This window comes from Pseudaquabacterium terrae (genome assembly GCF_013266755.1).
Classification (GTDB): Bacteria; Pseudomonadota; Gammaproteobacteria; order Burkholderiales; family Burkholderiaceae_C; genus Pseudaquabacterium; species Pseudaquabacterium terrae.
On record NZ_JABRWJ010000005.1, the window covers coordinates 296,614 to 314,417 of the forward strand.

Below are 17,804 nucleotides of genomic sequence, written 5' to 3' on the forward strand. Positions count from 1 at the left end.
ACTAGCGCCGCAGATGGCGCTCGAGGTGGGGAAGGCGGTCGTGGCCGAAGTAGGCCTCGCCGTCGAAGACCAGCCAGGGGACGCCGAAACAGCCGGAGCGCAGCGCCTCGGCGGTGCTGACGTCCTGCGCCTCACGTGCGCTGGGTGACTGCGCTGCGCGCACGATCGCATCGGCGTCCAGCGCGCCGTGCGCGGCGGCCAGGTCCTGGGGTTCGTCGATCGGCTGCCCTTCGGCGAAGTGCCGGTGCCACACGGCGCGGATGAAGCGCTTCGCGCGTTCGCCATCGTCACTGTTCAGTCCGTGGAAGGCCAGCTTCGCGAGCGCCGTGCCGGCCACGCGCGTGACCGGCCGGGCGAGGGTCAGCCCGAGCTCCTGCGCGCAGCGTTGCGCGTCATGAAAGATGTGGGCCCGCTTGACGCGGCGCACGGCTGCGTAGGCCTCCAGCACGCCGTGCGCCTGCCAGACCGCCTCGAGATCGATCGGCCGCCAGGCGACCACGTGCCCGGCCTCGGCGGCAATCCGGTCGATCTGGTGCGACGCGAGGTAGCTGTACGGAGAAGCGAGCTCGAAGAAGAAGTCAATCGTGGCCATGGTCACGCCCAAAACATACGCATGCGTATGCTATGAGCGCGAGCCGGCCGCGTCAAGCCTGCGTCATTGGGGCGCTAGCCCGGCGTGCCGAGCAGGCTCAGCATCAGGTCGATGCGCGCCTGCCAGGGCGACGGCGTCGGCGCCGCGGGCAGCGTCTCGTCGTTGACGCCGACGAGATTGCCGCCGGCGCAGCGCGTGCAGCGCCACACCGGCACGCCGCCAGCCACGGCGCGGCGCAGCGCCGGCTCCAGCGCCTTGTGCAGGCTGCCGTTGCCCGGCGCCGCGACGATCAGCCCGTGCACGCCCGAGGCCAGCAGCGCATCGACCAGCGCGGCGCCCGACCCGGCATGGCCGCTGATGACCTCGACGCGCGGCCACGATGCCGGGTCGAAGCCGATGCGCGCCAGGCCCAGCGCGCTGCCGATCGGCCACAGCCGGTGTCGGCGCAGCCGCCCCTCCTCGATGCGCGCGATCGGCCCGGCATCGCCCGACGAGAAGGCATCGATGCGATAGGTGTGGACCTTGCGCACGTCGTGCGCGCTGTGCACCGCGCCGCCGAACACGACCACGACCCCGCAGGCGCCCGGCTCGCGCGCGACGACCGTGGCGTCGAGCAGGTTCTGCGGCCCGTCGGCCTGCAGCGCGGTCGACGGCCGCATCGCGCCGGTCAGCACCACCGGCTTGCCTGGCGCCAGCACACGCTGCAGGAACCAGGCGGTCTCCTCCATCGTGTCGGTGCCGTGGGTGATGACGATGCCGCAGACCTCGGGCCGCGCCAGGTGCAGGCCGACCCGCTGCGCCAGGCGCTGCCAGGTCGGGTAGTCCATGTCCTTGCTGTCGACCTGGGCCACCTGCTCGAGCTCGAGCGGCGCCTCGCCGAGCCGCGGCACCGCGGCGACCAGCTCGGCCACGCCGCGCTGCGCGGCGGTGTAGCCGACGTTGTCGGCAGGGTTGCTGGCGGTGCCGGCAATCGTGCCGCCGGTGCCCAGGATCACTACGGTGCTTGGCATCGAGCCCTCATCTGGATAAAAATACAGATACTGGATGAATACGCAGGTGGCAACCCTGCCGCTTTGTCCGCCGCAGCTTCGGAGAACAGCATGGAAGAAGGCCCGAAACTCACCGCCCGCCAGCAGCAGATTCTCGATCTCGTGCAGAGCGCGATCGAACGCACTGGCGCCCCCCCCACCCGCGCCGAGATCGCCGCAGAGCTCGGCTTCCGCTCCGCCAACGCCGCCGAGGAACACCTGCAGGCATTGGCCCGCAAGGGCGTCATCGAGTTGGTCGGCGGCACCTCGCGCGGCATCCGGCTGCGGTCGGACACCCTGCGGGCGTTGCACGAAGCGCGCGGCAAGCAATTCTCGCTGCCCTTGCCGAGCCTGGCCCAGCTCACCCTGCCGCTGATCGGCCGCGTCGCTGCCGGCAGCCCGATCCTCGCGCAGGAACACATCGACCAGACCTACGTGGTGGAGGCCAGCATGTTCCCGCGCCGGCCCGATTACCTGCTGAAGGTGCGCGGCATGAGCATGCGCGACGCCGGCATCCTCGATGGCGACCTGCTCGCGGTGCAGCGCACGCAGGAGGCGAAGAACGGGCAGATCGTCGTCGCCCGGCTCGGCGACGATGTCACCGTCAAGCGCCTGCGCCGCACCCGTGCGGGCATCGAGCTGCTGCCCGAAAACCCGGACTACGCCGTCATCGTCGTGCCGCCCGAGGCCGACTTCCAGCTCGAGGGCATCGCCGTCGGCCTGATCCGCAACACGATGCTGATGTGATGCTGCCCACCGCCGTCAAGAAGCTGCGCGTCGTGGCGCCGAAGGCCGCCAGCGCGGCCGAGTGCCAGCGCCTCGAACAGCTGCCGAACATCGGCCCGGCGATGGCCGCCGACCTGCGCGCGCTGGGCATCGTGCATCCGCGCGAGCTCGCGCACCGCGATGCCTTCGTGCTGTACCAGGCGCTGTGCGCGCACAGCGGCAAGCGCCAGGACCCCTGCGTGCTCGACACCTTCATGGCCGCCACCGACTTCATGCGCGGCGCCGAGCCGGCGCCTTGGTGGGCCTACACCGCGCAACGCAAGCTGCTGTACGGGCCGGTGTAGCGGGCCGGTGTAGCGGGCCGGTGCAGCGGGCCGCGGTGCAGCACCTGCCGGTGCTGCCGTCGAACAGGCGCCCTTTGCGGCGCCTGTTTGCGTTTTTGCGGCCCGCTGCGCGCCGAACAATTGGCTACAGCCCAGCCGCCCGACGGTCGATATCACCATCATGAGCACGCTGCACCACCTCCTGCCCCGCTGGGCCTCCCGTTCGGGGGCTCAACGCGACAGCGGCATGTCCAGCACCCTGTTGTCGCGCACGGAGATCTGCCCGCCGGCGCTGTGGCCGTCGTCGCTGACGCTGTGGGGCCGCGCCAAGCGCTGGCTGCAGCGCTCGCCGTGGATGCCGGCCGCGCAGCGCCCGGTCAACCGCCTGGCGCTGGTGAAGAACGAATTCCGCATCAGCCTCGACGACCTGGCGTCCTCGGACGCCGTGGCGCTGGGCGACCGCATCGAGCGCGCCCGCTCGCTGCGCGAGCTGTGGCATCTTCGCTCGCTGCTCTACGGCCTGCTGGCCACCGCGTTCAGCCAGGCCGAGGCCGAGGAGCGCATGGCGCGGCTGAACCGCCATTTCCCGACGCGCGCGCCGCGCAGCGGGCCGGCGAGCCAGATCATCTGAACCCGATGGGGCCGGCGATGTCTGCCCTGTCGTCGATCCCAGCCGCGCCGCCGCGCCACTACATCGGCATGCCGGCCAGCCCGGCGCTCTACAGCGCCGCGGTGCCGCCGGCGCAGCGCCGCGCGCGCATCGCCGCACGGCGCGCCTTCGTCGAGCTGAAGCAGCGCTTCATGGCCGCCGTCGCCACCATCGACGGCAGCCGCGGCCGCTGGCTGCGCCACCAGGTGCGGCAGACCGAAGCGCCGCTGGACCTGTGGCTGCTGCGCGGCGCGGTGTTCGACGCCTTGCGTGCCGGCGGCGACGGCGACCACCGCACCCGCCACACGCTGCGCGACGCGCTCGACAGCGCATTCCCGAACAGCGCCTTCCCGGCCGTCTGACCTCAGTCGGCGCCGGGCCGCTCCCAAGCCGACTGAGCGCCCCTCGGGGGCCGCGAACGAAGTGAGCTGGGGGCTGACATCTCAGCTGCCGAGCGCGAGGAAGTCGGCCTTGCCGACCTCGACGCCGTTGTGGCGCAGCAGCGCGTAGGCCGTCGTGACGTGGAAGAAGAAGTTCGGCAGCGCCCAGTGGTTCAGGTAGAACGCGCCCTTGAAGGTGAACGGGTCGCGGTTGCGCACGGTCAGCGTGATGTCGCGCTCGTCGCTGCCGTCGAACGCCTCGGCCGGCACGCTGGCGATGTAGTCCAGCGTCTTGCGGATGCGCTGGCGCAGTTCGTCGAGGCTGGCCTCGTTGTCCTCGAACTTCGGGATCTCGGCGCCCGCCAGGCGCGCGACGCAGCCCTTGGCGTTGTCGCTGGCGATGCGGATCTGCGACACGAAGGGCAGCATGTCGGGCGCCAGGCGCGCCTGCAGGAAGTTGGCGGCGTCGAACTTGCGCGCCTGGGCATGGGCCTCGGCCTTGTCGAGCCAGCCGAGCATCGCCGTCAACTGGCGCTTGAACACCGGCACGCTGGCCGAGTACATCGAGAGGGGCATGCGTATCTCCGCGTCGTTCGAATGGGCCCGGATTATTGGACGGCGCGCCGCTGATCGTCTTGCTGACGCCTTGAAACCCTCACGGCGATCGACGCGGCACAATCGTCCGCGCCCGCCATGAACATCATCATCCTCGACGACTACCAGGATGCCGTGCGCAAGCTGCGCTGCGCGGCAAAGCTCGAAAACCTCAATGCCAAGGTCTTCACCAACACGGTCAAAGGCATCGGCCAGCTGTCGGTGCGCCTGCGCGATGCCGACATCCTGGTGCTGATCCGCGAACGCACGCATTTCCCGCGCGCACTGCTGGAGAAGCTGCCGAAGCTGAAGCTGATCGCGCAGACCGGCCGCGTCGGGCCGCACATCGATGTGCCGACCTGCACGCGCATGGGCATCGCGGTCGCCGAAGGGGTCGGCTCTCCGATCGCGCCGGCCGAGCTGACCTGGGCGCTGATCATGGCCACGATGCGCCGGCTGCCGCACTACATCGGCACGCTGAAGCACGGCGCGTGGCAGCAGTCGGGGCTGAAGTCGGCATCGATGCCGCCGAACTTCGGCGTCGGCATGGTGCTGCGCGGACGCACACTCGGTATCTGGGGCTACGGCAAGATCGGCCAGCTCGTTGCCGGCTACGGCCGCGCCTTCGGCATGCAGGTGATGGTCTGGGGCAGCGAGGCTTCGCGCCTGAAGGCTGCGGCCGACGGCTATATCGCCGCCGAGAGCCGCGAGGCCTTCTTCGAGCAGTGCGACGTGCTGAGCCTGCACCTGCGGTTGACCGACGCGACGCGCGGCATGGTCACGCTCGACGACCTGGCCCGCATGAAGCCGACCTCGATCTTCGTCAACACCTCGCGCTCCGAGCTGGTGCAGGAGAACGCGCTCGTCACCGGCCTGAACCGTGGCCGCCCCGGCATGGCCGCCGTCGACGTCTTCGAGACCGAGCCGATCCTGCAGGGCCATCCGCTGCTGCGGCTGGAGAACGCCGTCTGCACGCCGCACATCGGCTACGTCGAGCAGGACAGCTACGAGCTGTACTTCGGCGCGGCCTTCGACAACGTCGTCAACTTCATTCGCAACGAGCCGACGAACCTGCTCAATCCGGATGCCTTGAAAGTGATCCGGTGAATCCAGAAAGAGCCGCCAGCGCGCGCTGGGCCCTGCTGTTCGGCAACTTCACGATCGGCTGCGGCGTGATGGTGCCGACCGGCGCGCTGAACGACCTGGTCACGTCGCTGCAGATCAGCGTCGCGGTCGGCGGCCAGCTGATCGCCGTCGCGGCGGTGATGATGGCCTTCGGCGCGCCGCTGCTGGCCGCCTTCGTCGCCGGCATCGACCGGCGCCGGCTGCTGAGCTTCGCGCTGGCCTGGTTCGCGATCGGCCATGCGCTGTCGGCGCTGATGCCGAACTACGCAGCGCTGCTGCCGGTGCGCGCGCTGTCGGTGCTCGGCGCGGCGGTCTTCACGCCGCAGGCGGCCGCCGCCATCGGCGTGATGGTGCCGCCCGAACAGCGCGGCCGCGCGATCACCTTCGTCTTCCTGGGCTGGTCGGTGTCGTCGGTGCTCGGCATGCCGCTGCATGCCTACATCGGCGAGGCCTTCGGCTGGCGCTGGGCCTTCGGGCTGGTGGCGCTGCTGTCGGCGGGCGGTGCGCTGTGGGTGTGGCGCGCGCTGCCCGATGGCGTGCGGCCGCCGGCGCTGTCGCTGGCCAGCTGGCGCGAGGTCTTCACCCACCCGGCGCTGATGGCGACGATCGGCGTCACCGCACTGAGCGCGGCCGGCCAGTTCACGCTGTTCTCGTACTTCGCGCCCTACTACCGCCAGGTCCTGGGCGCCGACGCCAGCCACATCAGCCTGAGCTTCATGTGGTTCGGCGCGATCGGCGTGATCGGCAACGTGCTGGTCGCGCGCTACATCGACCGACTCGGTGCCGCGCGCGTGGTCGGCTGGCTGCTCGGCTGCATGGCACTCAGCCTGCTGCTGTGGCCGCTGGGCACCAGCCTGATGCTGATGGCGCTGGTGATCACGCCCTGGGCGCTCGGCTGCTTTGCCTCGAATTCGGCGCAGCAGGCGCGCCTGAGCCTCGCGGCACCGGCGCTGACCTCGGCGCTGGTGGCGCTGAACAGCTCGGCGATGTATGCCGGCCAGGCGCTCGGCGCGGCCAGCGGCGGCGCGATCGTCGCACAGGCCGGCTTCGGGCCGCTGCATTGGGTGGGCCTGGCCTGGATGAGCGCGGCGATAGCCTTGAGCGTATGGGCGGCGCGCCGCATGGCCGCGACGCCGCGGCCGGCGCCCGCGCATGGCTGAGGGCACGCCCGGTCCGCTGGCCGAGCCACCACCGCGCCGGCCGCAATCGACGGCCGAGCTGTTCCGCGTCTTCAACCGCCTCGCGCTGCAGGGCTTCGGCGGCGTGCTGCCGATCGCGCACCGCGAGCTGGTCGAGCGCGAGCAGTGGCTCACCCCGACGCAGTTCGTCGAGCTGCTCGCGCTCGGCCAGGTGCTGCCGGGGCCGAACATCGTCAACATGTCGATCATCTTCGGCGACCGCCACTTCGGCTGGCGCGGCGCACTGGCGGCCAGCGCCGGGCTGATGACGGTGCCGCTGGCGATCGTGCTGCTGCTGGCGACGCTGTACACGCAGGTCGCGACGCAGGAACTGGCGATCGGCGCGCTGCGCGGCATGGGTGTGGTGTCGGCCGGCCTGGTGATCGCCACCGCGGTGAAGCTGCGCACGACGCTGCAGGCCAATCCGCTCGGCCAGCCCGCGAGCTACGCGATCGGCGCGCTGACGCTGGCGCTGGTCGGCGGGCTGCGCTGGCCGCTGGTGTGGGTCGTGCTCGGCCTGGGCGGCGCGGCGATGGCGCTGGCCTGGTGGCGCATCCGTGTGCTGGAGTCGTCGAGGTGAGCTTCTGGCCCGACGCGACGATGCTCGCCGCGGCCGCCGAGCTCTGGGGCCTGCACGGGCTGGACTGGGACGATCTGCTGAAGCTGACGCTGCACTTCGCGCTGCTGTCGATGCTGGCCGTCGGCGGCGCGATCACGACGGCGCCGGACATGCAGCGCTATCTGGTGCACGAGCAGCTGTGGCTCAGCGATGCGCAGTTCACCGCGTCGGTGGCGATCGCGCAGGCGGCGCCGGGACCGAACATCCTGTTCGTCGCGCTGCTGGGCTTGAATGTCGCCGGCGCTGCCGGCCTGGTCGCGGCGATGGCCGGCATCCTGCTGCCATCGTCGCTCGTCGCCTGGGGCGTCGGCCGCCTCGGCCGCCGGCGCTCGGAGTCGATCGCCTTGCGCGCCTTCACCGCCGGCCTGACGCCGCTGACGCTCGGCCTGTTGCTGTCGACCGGCTGGGTGCTGACCGCGCCGACGCGCGAGCATGCGGGCACCTGGGTGTTGATCGCCGCGACGGTCGCGGCGATGGCGTGGACCAAGCTCAGCCCGCTGTGGCTGATCGCCGCCGGCGCGGTGGCCGGCATGTTCGGACTGGTGGGGTGACGAGGGAAATGCTGCTGCTCGATGGGATCCATGACCTGCCGCTGTTCATCGCCGCGGGGCTGCTGCTGAACATCACGCCGGGTGCCGACATCGCACTGATCGCCGCGCGCAGCGGCGCGCAAGGTTTTCGTGCCGGCGCAGCAGCGGCGCTCGGGGTTGGTGCGGGCTGCATGCTGCATGCGGCGGCCGCGGCGCTCGGGCTGTCGGCGCTGCTGGCCGGCTCGGCGACGGCCTTCGACGTGATCCGCTGGATCGGCGCGGCCTACCTGGTGTGGCTGGGCATCTCGATGCTGCGCACGAAGTCCACGAGCGGCGGCGATTCGGCCGCCGTGGCGTCCGTGCCGCCGGCGCGCTTCGGCCGCGTCTTCCTGCAAGGCTTCCTGACCAACGCGCTGAACCCGAAGGTCGCCCTCTTCTTCCTCGCCTTCGTGCCGCAGTTCATCGCTGCCGGCACGCCGCACAAGGCGCAGGCCTTCCTGGTGCTCGGCCTGATCTTCAACATCAACGGCACGCTGGTGAACCTCGGCTTCGCGTGGGGCATCGCCGTGCTGCGCGCGCGGCTGGCCGGCGGTAGCGGCCGGTGCCGCTGGACCCTCTGGCTGACGCGTGGCGTCGGCGCGCTGTTCGTCGCGCTCGGCTTGCGGCTGGGGCTGGCCGAGTCGCCGGTGCGTTAGCGATCGAGCCGCCGCGGAACTTGCTGCGGCGCGTTCGACTCCGAGCCGTCATCCTGACGACGGGAGCCGTGGATGATCGACAGCGCCGCGCTGAAAGCGATCGGGGTCTACCAACGCTACCTCTCGCCCTACAAGGGCTTCTGCTGCGCGTACCGTGTGCATTCGGGGCGCGCCTCGTGCTCCGAATACGCGCGCCGCATCGTGCGGCGCATCGGCGCACTGGCGCTGCTGCAGGCGCTGCCGCGGCAGTTCGCGCGCTGCCGTTCGGCGTTCGCGGCCTTGCGCTCACGCAGCGAGCAGCAGCGCGCGGAGCGGCGTGAGCGACGTCGCGAAGCCGGGCGCGACTGCATCGAAAACGCCTGCGAGGAGTGCGGCAACTCGGCCTGCGACGTCGGCGCTTGCGACTGCTCGCCCTGAGCGTGGCCGCGCGGCCGCGCGGCCGCTTCAGGCGAAGCGGCCCTGCAGGAACCAGCTGTCGTCCTCGTCGATCGGTGCCAGCCGCGGCCGGAACAGCCAGACCAGCGCGCCGTCGGCGGTGCCGGCGACGTAGTAGTCGCGCAGCACCAGGTCCTCGTCCCACCAGCCGGTCTCGATGCGTTCGGGGCCGGCCAGGAGCAGCAAGGGCTGGCCGTTGAGCAGCGGGCGGCCGTCGCGTTGCGCCAGCGGCAGCGGGTCGGGCAGCAGCCAGGCCGGGCGGCTCAGCACGTCACCGGCGGCATCCGCCAGGGCCTGCGCCATCAGCCGAGAGATGGCGGCATCGGCCACCGGTGGCGCACCGGCGCGCGCGGCGTTCAGCGGCTGTGACACGGTGGCGCGTTCGGGGCGGTGGTCGCGCGCCAGGGCCAGCGCGCGAACGGCCTCGCGGCCGAGCCGGGCCTGCAGGCGCTCGATCAGCCGCGTCAGGCCGGCGCGCTCGCTGGCGCGGGTCGGGAACAACTCGGCATTCGGCGCCGCGCCGGGCACCAGCGTTTCGCTGTGCAGGCTCAGCTCGAGCGCCGGCGCGACCAGCGGCAGCCGGCCCAGCCGCTCGGCCAGCAGCATCTGCAGGTGCGCCGCATCGGCTGAAGGCAGGGCCGGTTCGATCTCCAGGCATGTCGTCGGCGGCGTGCGGTCGTCAGCGCGGTGGCGCGGCTCGTGGTGCATCAGCAGGCTGAAGCGGCCGATGCGCCCGTGCTGCGCCTGCGCCCAGGCGACCAGCCGCGCCAGCAGGATGTGCGCGCCGGCGATCACCTGCTCGCTGCGGTCGGCACGGGCGAACAGCTCGAGCCGGCTGTGGAACTGCGGCGGCGCCACGATCCAGCGCTGCGGCTCGGGCGCACGGCCGCGCGCCTGGTCCAGCTCTTCGAGCAGCTCGGGGCTGAAGCGGCGCGCGACGCCCGAGCGCGGCAGCGCGCGCAGATCGGCCAGCGTGCGCAAGCCCATGCCTTGCAGCGCGTCCCAGTGCTCGCGGCCGGGGCCGAGCAGCCACACCGGCGCGTCGTCGAGCAGGCGGCACAGCTGCGCGAGGTCGGTGCTGTGGGGCCCGAGTTCGAAGCCAGCGCGCCAGCGCGCCAGCAGCGCGGCACCGCGCGCGGTTGGCGCGGTGGCGAGCTGCAGCCGATGCTGCAGCGGCGCGAGCGCCTGCTGCAGCCGATCGATCAACCGGGTCAGCCCGCCGAAGTAACGCAGGCTGGCCTGCACTTCGAGTTGAATCGTCGCGGCGTGATCGGCCAGCGTCACCGCCGGCGTGAAGGCCAGCGCTGCCTGAGCCACCGATTGCAGCGCGATCGCATCGCGGTGCGGATCGGCCTGGCCGAGCAGCAGGTCGGCCGACAGCGCCAGCGCCGTCGGGCGCTTCAGTCCGGGCCGGATGCCGAGCGCGCGTGCGGCGGCGTCGGCCTGCACGATGCGGCCGTCCTCGACCAGCGCGATCGGGCGAGACTCGGGCAAGGCGGCCAGCGTCGCGCAGAAGGTTTCCAGCGACAGCCAAGGCAAATGCAGACCGATCCACAACATGGGCAGGACGGGGGCACGTGGAGGACGGTCAAGGCTGTTCGGATCGGCTCGAGCGCCCGGCGCGCGCCGCACGCAGCAGCTGCGCCGGCGTGCGGCCGCGCAGATCGGGCTCGAGCACCGGCGGCAGCTGCAGCCGCAGCGCCTCGGCCAGCGGTGGGCCGCGGCGCTTCAGCAGCTTCACGGACAGCGTGTCGAAACCCGCCGGCTGCAGCGCCAGGCGCAGCGGGGCGGCGCTCGGCCGCTGGCGCGCTTCCGCCTCGCGGAACAGGAACACCGGCCCGTCGTGCGCCTGCGCGGCCAATTGCAGTCGGCGCAGCACGTCGGCCGTCAGCCGCGCCGGCAGCCAGGCCAGCGCCGCGCCGAGGTGGCCGCTGCGCAGCGATTGTTCGAGCGCCCACAGCACGTCGGCGCTCGGCAGCAGGTGCCGCAGATAGGTCGCGCCCTTGCGGCCTTCACGGCCGTGCACGACCACGAGCCGGCGCGCATCGACGCCCAGCTGCGCCAGCGCCCAGCCGCACAGCCCCGCCGGCGGATCGAACAACATCACGCAACGGCCGCCGTCGTCCGCGGCCTCGCCGTGCGCAGCGGCGGGCTGCAGCAGCGCCGCCAGCGCCGGCGCAAGCAAGCGCAGCTCGCCGAGGCCCGGATGCGGCAGCAGCAGCTCGGTCAGCATGCGGTGCGGCCAGCCGCCGCCGGGCAGCTCGGCATCGAGCGCGGCAAAACCGCTGGCGGTGGCGACGATGCGGCCGCCGCCGAGCTGGTGCGCATGCCACAGCGCCGGGTGCAGGGTTTCTGGCGCCAGCGGGCGCGACGGCGCCGTGGGGCTGAGCGCGCCCGGTGCAGGCGCCGACGTCAACGCAGGGGCTGGCGTCAACGCAGGCGCCGGCGTCAACGCAGCGGCTGGCTGGGGCGGCGCGGGGTCCGACACCACCGCCTCGTCCCGCGCAGGCACAGCGACAGCCGGCGCGGGCGCGGGCTCGTCGTCGAAAGGCAGCGGCAAGTTGAGCGGCGACAGGTTCACGAAGATACTGTAGTTTTATACAGTCATCATGGCAAGGCCGGGCGGGGTCGCGATAATCCGCGTCGCGCTGCGCTCCTTGACCCTGCCGGCGTCGAACGCCGAGATGCCCTCCCTGCTGCAGCGACTCACCCGCCTCCTGCCCTACTTCAGCCAAGCCCGCCTCGGCCTGGCACTGGCGCTGTTCGGTTCGATGATCGGCGCGGCCACCGAGCCGATGGTCGGGCAGCTGCTGAAGACGCTGCTCGACTCCGGTTTCCAGGACCGCTCGCTGCCGCTGTGGGCGGTGCCGGTGGCCATCGTCGGGCTGTTCACGGTGCGCGGCGCCGCCGGCTTCGTCGCGCAGCTCGGGTTGTCGTGGTCGGCGCAGCGCGGGCTGCAGGTGCTGCGCCAGCAGCTCTTCGAGCGCGTGCTGACGGCCGAGCCGGCGATGTTCGGCCAGCGCTCGGCGAGCCAGCTGACCAATACGCTGGTCTACGAAGCGCAGACCGGCGCGACGCTGCTGGTCAGCGCGCTGCTCACCGCCGTGCGCGATTCCTTGGCGCTGCTGGCGCTGCTGGCTTATCTGTTCTGGCTGAACTGGAAGCTGACGCTGTTCGTCGCCGTGTTGTTCCCGGCCGTGGCGTGGGTCATGCGCGTGGTCGGCAAGCGGCTCGACCGGCTGACGCGCGAAGGCCAGACCGCCGTCGACGAGCTGGCCTACGTGGTCGAGGAAAACGCGCTCGCCTGGCGCATCGTGCGCATGCACGGTGCCGGCCCGGCGCAGGGGCGGCGCTTCGAGCGCCATGCGGTGCAGCTGCGCCGCGTGCTGCTGAAGATTGCTGCCGCCAGCGCGACGATCACGCCGCTGACGCAGGTCTTCGCCGCGCTGGCGCTGTCGGCGGTGGTGACGCTGGCGCTGTGGCAGAGCCAGACCAGCGGCTCGTCGGTCGGCAGCTTCGTCGCCTTCGTCACGACGATGCTGATGCTGGTGGCGCCGATCAAGCACCTGTCCGACGTCTCGGCACAGCTGACGCGCGGGCTGGCGGCGATCGAGCGCGGCCTCGAGCTGCTCGACCAGAGCCCGCCCGAGCACGGCGGCACGCACGACCCCGGCCGCGCCGCCGGCGACATCACGCTGCAGTCGGTGGGCCTGCGCTACCGCGACGACCAGGCCCCCGCGCTCGATGCGCTGGACCTGACGATCCACCGCGGCGAGACGGTGGCGCTGGTCGGCCCGTCAGGGGCCGGCAAGAGCTCGCTGATCAACCTGCTGCCGCGTTTCATCGAGCCGAGCGCCGGCCGGCTGCTGCTCGACGGCGTGCCGCTGCCCGACTGGCAGGTGCATGCGCTGCGGCGGCAATTCGCGCTCGTCAGCCAGGACGTCGTGCTGTTCAATGACACGGTGCTCGCCAACATCACGCTCGGCCAGGAGGCCGACCGCGCCCGCGCGCGCGCCGCGCTGAAAGGCGCGCACCTGCTCGATTTCGTCGACGGCCTGCCGCAAGGCCTGGACAGCCTGATCGGCCACAACGGCAGCCAGCTCTCCGGCGGCCAGCGCCAGCGGCTGGCGATCGCCCGTGCGCTGTACAAGAACGCGCCGATCCTGATCCTCGACGAGGCCACGTCGGCGCTCGACAGCGAGAGCGAGCGCGCGGTGCAGGCGGCGCTGGAAGAGCTGATGCGCGACCGCACGACGATCGTCATCGCACACCGGCTGTCGACGATCGAGCATGCCGACCGCATCGTCGTGCTCGAAGGTGGCCGCGTCGCCGAGCAGGGCGCACATGCCGAGCTGCTGGCGCGAGGTGGCGTCTACGCGCGGCTGCACGCATTGCAATTCCGAACCTGACCGAAGGCGCCGCGCGCGCCGCCCGACTTGGCTCCGATGATCCGCCTCTCCCAGCTTTTGATGCTCGCGCTGCTGAGCCTGCTCGGCGCCTGCGCCGGCCTGCCGCCGCGCGGCGAGCCCGCGGCCAGCACGGCCTACCGCGACACCGCCGGCACCGCGCTGGCGCGCATCGCCGCCGCCAGCCGGCCCGCCGGCGAAACCGCGCCCTCGGGCTTTCGGCTGCTGCCGAGCGGCGAGTTCGCGTTCAATGCGCGCGTCGCGCTGGCGCAGCGCGCCGAGCGCTCGCTCGACCTGCAGTGTTATCACATCCAGCGCGACGAGGCCGGTCGCATGCTGCTGCGCGCGCTGCGCGATGCGGCGCAGCGCGGCGTGCGCGTTCGGCTGCTGGTCGACGACTTCTACGCCGCCGAGATCGACGACCTGCTGCTGGGTCTGGCGGCGCATCCGAACATCGAGCTGCGGTTGTTCAACCCGCTGCCGCTGCGCCGCGGCGCGCCGATCGTGCGCCTGCTGCTGTCGCCGGGCAACTTCCAGCAGATGAACCACCGCATGCACAACAAGCTGTTCATCGCCGACAACGCGGCGGCGATCTACGGCGGGCGCAACATCGCGGACGAGTACTTCATGGGCCACCGCGAGGCCAACTTCATCGACATGGACGTGCTCTCGACCGGCCAGGTGGTCGACGAGCTCTCCACGGTCTTCGATCGTTATTGGAACAGCGAGGTCGCGTGGCCGCTGCAGGCGCTGCTGCCGCCGCCTGAAGACGCGGCGCAGGCGCGCGCCGCCTTCGACGAGGCGGTACGCGACGCCAAGCCGGTGATGCCGCGCTACCGCCTCGATCCGCTGGGCCACACGCCCGTCGAGGCGCAGCTCTCCGAGGGCCGCCTGGTGCAGGCCCATGCGAGCGCGAAGGTGCATGCCGATCCGCCGGAGAAGGCCACCGTGCGCAGCCTGCTGAACAAGCCCACTGCCGCGATGCAGGGCCTGCTCGACACGATGCAGACCGCGCGCCGCTACGTCGCGATGACCTCGCCCTACTTCCTGCCCAACGACGCCGCGATGCAGCGCATGCGTTACGCCGGCCAGAACGGCGTCAAGCTGGTGCTGGTGACCAACTCGCTGGGCTCGACCGACGAGCCGCTGGTGCACGACCACTACAGCCGGCGCCGCATCGAGATGCTGAAGATGGGCATCGACATCTACGAATTCAGCCCCACGCATGCGCAGCGCTCGCTCGGCTTCGGCTCGTTCGGCCAATCGGTGCCGCGGCTGCATGCCAAGGTGGCGATCGTCGACCATCGGCATGTGCTGGTCGGCTCGGTGAATCTCGACGCGCGCTCGGCGATCGGCAACACCGAGCTCGGCGTGGTGATCGACAGCCCGCCGCTGGCCGAGGATCTGAGCCAGCTGGTCACCGGCCGGCAGTTCGCCAACATGTACAAGCTGCGCCTGGCCGACGACGGCGAGCGCATCGAGTGGCTCAGCACCGAGGCCGACGGCCGGATCACCGCCACCAGCGAAGAGCCCGCCGGCAGCGCCTGGCTGCGCTTCAAGCTCTGGCTGCTGTCGCTGGTGGTCGACGAGCGCCTGCTGTAACTCCAGGCGCACGGCGCCGCGCTATGCTGCGGGCCCCTCCCGGCCCGAGCGAACCCGCCATGCCTGCGATCAGCCGCTATCCCGTGCCCGACCTGGCCGACCTGCCCGAGGACATGCGCACGCGCATCCTCGAGGTGCAGGAGAAGGCCGGCTTCGTGCCCAACGTCTTCCTCGCGCTCGCGCACCGCCCGGCCGAATGGCGCGCCTTCATGGCCTACCACGACGCGCTGCTGCTGAAGGAGACCGGCTCACTGAGCAAGGGCGAGCGCGAGATGATCATCGTCGCCACGTCGGCGGTGAACCAGTGCCTGTACTGCGTCGTCGCGCACGGCGCGATCCTGCGCGTCTACGAGAAGAAGCCGCTGGTCGCCGACCAGGTGGCGGTGAACTACCGCAAGGCCGACATCACGCCGCGCCAGCGCGCGATGCTGGATTTCGCGCTGAAGGTCTGCACTGAATCGCACACCATCGACGAAGCCGACTTCGCCGCGCTGAAGCCGCACGGCTTCGACGATGAAGACGCCTGGGACATCGCCGCGATCACCGCGTTCTTCGGCCTGTCGAACCGGATGGCCAACCTGACCGGCATGCGGCCGAACGATCAGTTCTACCTGATGGGCCGCGTGCCGCGCGACAAGTCCGCCGCCAAATGAATCATCTGCTATCACCCATTGTCGCCGGCGCCTGGCGCATGGCGAGCTGGAACCTGACGCCGCAGCAGCGGCTGCGCTGGATCGAGCAGAACCTCGAGCTCGGCATCACCAGCTTCGACCATGCCGACATCTACGGCGGCTACCAGGTCGAGCAACAGTTCGGCGAGGCGCTGGCGCTGGCGCCCGCGCTGCGCCACGAGCTGCAGCTGGTCACCAAGTGCGGCATCAAGCTGGTCTCGCCGGCGCGGCCCGGCCACCGTTTCCACTGCTACGACACCTCGGCCGCGCACGTGCGCGCATCGGTCGACAACTCGCTGCGCGCGCTGCGCAGCGACCACATCGACCTGCTGCTGATCCACCGCCCCGATGCACTGATGGACGCGGCCGAGCTGGCCGACACCTTCGCCGCGCTGCGCCGCGAAGGCAAGGTGCATCACTTCGGCGTCTCGAACTTCACGCCCTCGCAGCTCGAGCTGCTGCACCACCGCTGCCCGCTGGTGACCAACCAGCTCGAGCTGTCGCCGCTGCGCCTCGATGCGCTGCACGACGGCACGCTGGACCAGTGCCAGCGGCTGGGCTTAAGGCCGATGATCTGGTCGCCGCTGGCCGGTGGGCGGATCTTCACCGGCGAGGACGAGGCGGCGCGCCGCGTGCGCCACGCGCTGCAGGCGCTGGCCGACGAGCTCGGCACGACGATCACGACGCTGGTCTTTGCGTGGCTGCTGCGCCACCCGAGTCGGCCGCTGCCGGTCATCGGCTCGCAGCGCATCGAGGCTTCGCGCGAGGCGGTGGCGGCGCTCGACCTGAAGCTGACTGCCGAGCAGTGGTACCGGATATGGACCGCCGGCGCCGGGCACGAGGTGCCGTGACGCTCAACGAGGCAGCGGCATCGCCGCCGCCTCGCGCAACAGCCAGGCGCAGAAGCGCTCGGCCTTGACGCTGCGCTGCGCGCGCCGCAGCGCGACGTAGCGATGGCCGCTTTCGCAGAAGCCGAGCGGCGCGACGAGCCGTCCGGCGGCGAGGTCGTCGACCACCAGGTGCCAGGGCGCGATGCAGATGCCCAGCCCGGCGGCCGCCGCCTGCAGCGTGAACTCGTAGTGCTCGAACAACTGGCCGCCGGGCTTCGGTGCCGGGCAGCCGGCGCGCGTGGCCCACTGCACCCACGCGTCGGGCCGTGTGCGGGTGCGCAGCAGCTGCGCGCCGCGCAGGTCGGCGGGTGCGCGCAGGCGGATCGACGCTGCGAGCGACGGCGCCAGCACCGGCCCCAGCCATTCAGGAAACAGCGCTTCGACGACGATGCGTCCGGACGCTGCGGGCGCCTCGTCGTCCAGCGTGATGACGACATCGAAGCGCTCGCGCTCGACGCTCACCGCGCGATCGGCCGTGCTCAGGCGCACGTCGATCTCCGGGTGCACGGCCTGCAGGCGGTAGAGCCGCGGAAACAGCCAGCGCAGCGTGAAGGTGCTGAAGCACGACACGTCGAGCGTGCCCGCCGGCTCGTCGGCCACGGCGCGCACGACCGCCTCGATGCGGTCGAAGGCATCGCTGAGCGGCGGCAGCAGCAGGCGGCCGGCCTCCGTCAGCGCCGGCCGCTGCTTCGGCCCGTCGAACAGCAGCACGCCGAGCGCGTCCTCGAGCTGCCGCACCTGGCGGCTGATCGCGCCCGGCGTCACGGCGAGCTCGTCGGCGGCGGCGGTCATGCGGCCGAGCCGCCCGGCCGCCTCGAAGGCGCGCAAGGCGTTGAGCGGGGGCAGGCGGCGCTTCATCATTGTGATCGTAGATCACATAGGCGGGCCGCCAAAATGATTTTGATTCCATGGCAGACAACGGTAGAACTGCGTCTGTCGTCATCTTCAGCAAAAGTCACATGCCGTTCATCCACACCGCGCTTCCCCACGACACGCCCGCGCCGCAGCGCGAGGCCATCGTCATGGGCATCCACCATGCGCTGATCGAAGCCATCGGCATGCCCGAGGACGAGCTGTTCAACCTGGTGTCCGACTATCAACCGGGGCAGTTCTTCTGCAGCCGCAGCTTCAACGGCATCACGCGCTCCGATCGCGTCGTGGCGATCGAGATCACGCTGCGCCGCGGGCGCAGCGATGCGATGAAGCGTGCGCTGTACGCGGCCATCGCCGACAAGCTGCAGGCCGCCGGCGTCGCACCGCCGGACGTGTTCATCTTCATGCACGAGAACGACTACTCCGACTGGTCGGTCGGCAACGGCCGTTTCGCGATGGAGCTGCAGCAGCAGCGCGGCTGAGGCGCC

At 71.4% G+C, this 17,804-nt stretch carries 21 protein-coding genes; 15 read left to right on the plus strand and 6 right to left on the minus strand.

The features are described from left to right. Position 1: 1 nt before the first annotated feature. Positions 2-592 (minus strand): 2-hydroxychromene-2-carboxylate isomerase, encoded by a 591-nt coding sequence (locus HLB44_RS17355; protein ID WP_173124794.1) that lies wholly within the window; start codon positions 590-592, stop codon positions 2-4. A 74-nt stretch (positions 593-666) separates the two neighbouring features. After that, positions 667-1,602, minus strand: coding sequence for an asparaginase (locus HLB44_RS17360; protein WP_173124796.1), 936 nt, complete (start codon positions 1,600-1,602; stop codon positions 667-669). A 90-nt stretch (positions 1,603-1,692) separates the two neighbouring features. Between HLB44_RS17360 and lexA the strand changes: the two genes are divergently transcribed. From lexA to HLB44_RS17380, 4 genes are all read left to right on the plus strand, one after another. Then, entirely contained in the window at positions 1,693-2,367 is a 675-nt protein-coding gene (gene lexA / locus HLB44_RS17365; RefSeq protein WP_173124798.1) for a transcriptional repressor LexA, read from the plus strand. Then, positions 2,367-2,690 (plus strand): helix-hairpin-helix domain-containing protein, encoded by a 324-nt coding sequence (locus HLB44_RS17370; protein ID WP_173124800.1) that lies wholly within the window; start codon positions 2,367-2,369, stop codon positions 2,688-2,690. Before lexA ends, HLB44_RS17370 begins: the two co-directional genes overlap by 1 nt. A gap of 226 nt (positions 2,691-2,916) precedes the next feature. Next, positions 2,917-3,300, plus strand: coding sequence for a hypothetical protein (locus HLB44_RS17375; protein ID WP_173124802.1), 384 nt, complete (start codon positions 2,917-2,919; stop codon positions 3,298-3,300). A 17-nt stretch (positions 3,301-3,317) separates the two neighbouring features. Next, positions 3,318-3,680 carry a hypothetical protein gene (locus HLB44_RS17380; RefSeq protein ID WP_173124804.1) on the plus strand — a complete coding sequence of 121 codons (363 nt, stop codon included), beginning with the start codon at positions 3,318-3,320 and terminating at the stop codon, positions 3,678-3,680. A gap of 81 nt (positions 3,681-3,761) precedes the next feature. Here the strand turns inward: HLB44_RS17380 and HLB44_RS17385 are convergent, their stop codons facing one another. Further along, complete coding sequence (locus tag HLB44_RS17385; protein WP_173124806.1) at positions 3,762-4,274, minus strand: DUF1993 domain-containing protein; 513 nt, start codon at positions 4,272-4,274, stop codon at positions 3,762-3,764. Between the two features lie 117 nt (positions 4,275-4,391). On the opposite strand from HLB44_RS17385, the gene HLB44_RS17390 reads away from it, so the two are divergent. From HLB44_RS17390 to yidD, 6 genes are all read left to right on the plus strand, one after another. Beyond that, positions 4,392-5,399: a D-2-hydroxyacid dehydrogenase family protein gene (locus HLB44_RS17390; protein WP_173124808.1), complete on the plus strand. Its 1,008-nt coding sequence runs from the start codon at positions 4,392-4,394 to the stop codon at positions 5,397-5,399. Beyond that, positions 5,396-6,577, plus strand: a complete 1,182-nt coding sequence (locus HLB44_RS17395; RefSeq protein ID WP_343051360.1) for an MFS transporter — start codon at positions 5,396-5,398, stop codon at positions 6,575-6,577. The genes HLB44_RS17390 and HLB44_RS17395 overlap by 4 nt, the downstream gene beginning before the upstream one ends. Beyond that, a complete protein-coding gene (locus tag HLB44_RS17400; RefSeq protein ID WP_173124810.1) occupies positions 6,570-7,175 on the plus strand; it encodes a chromate transporter in 606 nt (201 codons plus the stop codon). The genes HLB44_RS17395 and HLB44_RS17400 overlap by 8 nt, the downstream gene beginning before the upstream one ends. A gap of 20 nt (positions 7,176-7,195) precedes the next feature. Further along, on the plus strand, positions 7,196-7,765 hold the full coding sequence (locus HLB44_RS17405; protein WP_173125562.1) for a chromate transporter: 570 nt from the start codon (positions 7,196-7,198) through the stop codon (positions 7,763-7,765). A gap of 8 nt (positions 7,766-7,773) precedes the next feature. Further along, positions 7,774-8,439: a LysE family translocator gene (locus HLB44_RS17410; protein WP_173124812.1), complete on the plus strand. Its 666-nt coding sequence runs from the start codon at positions 7,774-7,776 to the stop codon at positions 8,437-8,439. A 72-nt stretch (positions 8,440-8,511) separates the two neighbouring features. After that, the gene (gene yidD, locus HLB44_RS17415) at positions 8,512-8,856 is read left to right on the plus strand and encodes a membrane protein insertion efficiency factor YidD (RefSeq protein ID WP_173124813.1); all 345 of its coding nucleotides are present in this window, start codon (positions 8,512-8,514) and stop codon (positions 8,854-8,856) included. 27 nt (positions 8,857-8,883) lie between these two features. On the opposite strand, the gene HLB44_RS17420 is transcribed toward yidD, so the two are convergent. Together HLB44_RS17420 and imuA are read right to left on the minus strand one after the other, a co-directional pair. Beyond that, positions 8,884-10,434, minus strand: a complete 1,551-nt coding sequence (locus HLB44_RS17420; protein ID WP_173124815.1) for a Y-family DNA polymerase — start codon at positions 10,432-10,434, stop codon at positions 8,884-8,886. 28 nt (positions 10,435-10,462) lie between these two features. Further along, positions 10,463-11,455, minus strand: coding sequence for a translesion DNA synthesis-associated protein ImuA (gene imuA / locus HLB44_RS17425; protein WP_343051361.1), 993 nt, complete (start codon positions 11,453-11,455; stop codon positions 10,463-10,465). Positions 11,456-11,558: 103 nt separating this feature from the next. On the opposite strand from imuA, the gene msbA reads away from it, so the two are divergent. The 4 genes from msbA to HLB44_RS17445 are packed head-to-tail and all read left to right on the plus strand — an operon-like array spanning position 11,559 to position 16,404. Continuing rightward, the gene (gene msbA / locus HLB44_RS17430) at positions 11,559-13,283 is read left to right on the plus strand and encodes a lipid A export permease/ATP-binding protein MsbA (RefSeq protein WP_173124817.1); all 1,725 of its coding nucleotides are present in this window, start codon (positions 11,559-11,561) and stop codon (positions 13,281-13,283) included. 36 nt (positions 13,284-13,319) lie between these two features. After that, positions 13,320-14,882 (plus strand): phospholipase D family protein, encoded by a 1,563-nt coding sequence (locus HLB44_RS17435; protein ID WP_173124819.1) that lies wholly within the window; start codon positions 13,320-13,322, stop codon positions 14,880-14,882. Between the two features lie 59 nt (positions 14,883-14,941). Then, positions 14,942-15,535 (plus strand): peroxidase-related enzyme, encoded by a 594-nt coding sequence (locus tag HLB44_RS17440; protein ID WP_173124821.1) that lies wholly within the window; start codon positions 14,942-14,944, stop codon positions 15,533-15,535. Then, positions 15,532-16,404, plus strand: coding sequence for an aldo/keto reductase (locus HLB44_RS17445; RefSeq protein WP_173124823.1), 873 nt, complete (start codon positions 15,532-15,534; stop codon positions 16,402-16,404). Before HLB44_RS17440 ends, HLB44_RS17445 begins: the two co-directional genes overlap by 4 nt. 3 nt (positions 16,405-16,407) lie before the next feature. Here HLB44_RS17445 and HLB44_RS17450 read toward each other — a convergent pair whose 3' ends face one another. Then, positions 16,408-17,301 carry a LysR substrate-binding domain-containing protein gene (locus tag HLB44_RS17450; RefSeq protein WP_173124825.1) on the minus strand — a complete coding sequence of 298 codons (894 nt, stop codon included), beginning with the start codon at positions 17,299-17,301 and terminating at the stop codon, positions 16,408-16,410. Positions 17,302-17,402: 101 nt separating this feature from the next. Between HLB44_RS17450 and HLB44_RS17455 the strand changes: the two genes are divergently transcribed. Beyond that, the gene (locus tag HLB44_RS17455) at positions 17,403-17,798 is read left to right on the plus strand and encodes a tautomerase family protein (RefSeq protein ID WP_173124827.1); all 396 of its coding nucleotides are present in this window, start codon (positions 17,403-17,405) and stop codon (positions 17,796-17,798) included. Positions 17,799-17,804 lie beyond the last annotated feature (6 nt).